Origin of the sequence: Pseudomonas sp. 2822-17, assembly GCF_002742485.1 — a bacterium.
Taxonomy (GTDB): Bacteria; Pseudomonadota; Gammaproteobacteria; order Pseudomonadales; family Pseudomonadaceae; genus Aquipseudomonas; species Aquipseudomonas cyclaminis.
Genome location: NZ_LJRZ01000159.1, coordinates 1 through 331, shown reverse-complemented (window position 1 = coordinate 331; position 331 = coordinate 1). Strand labels below are relative to the sequence as shown.

Below are 331 nucleotides of genomic sequence, written 5' to 3'. Positions count from 1 at the left end.
ATTATCGTTTGAAGAATATCTATCAACTTATATTAACACTCATGAGCACCTTCCCACTTCAACTATCTCTGTTAAACAGAAGTTAAATGAGATTTTTTCGGAGAGTTTTGATTATTCAGAAAGAGACTTTAAGCTTTTAAACGGTAGGTCTATCTATATTAGCTATTTTTCTGCTTTAATTAGTCAGCCACAGCTAGAGAAAAGCGTAATACAACCATTACTAGAATATGAAGACCATATCCAAAGCGCTGAGCAGCTAGGTAGTATTTTAACTGTCACTAAATATGAAGTAGTAAAAGATTGGAAGATGGCAATTGACAGTATTTTAGAT

1 protein-coding gene is annotated in these 331 nt (G+C 32.6%); it reads left to right on the top strand.

Annotation, left to right across the window (positions count from 1 at the left end; all coding sequences use genetic code 11):
* Nucleotides 1-331: spore germination protein (locus AOA60_RS32070; protein ID WP_143522327.1), on the top strand; the 331-nt coding region annotated here is incomplete at both ends.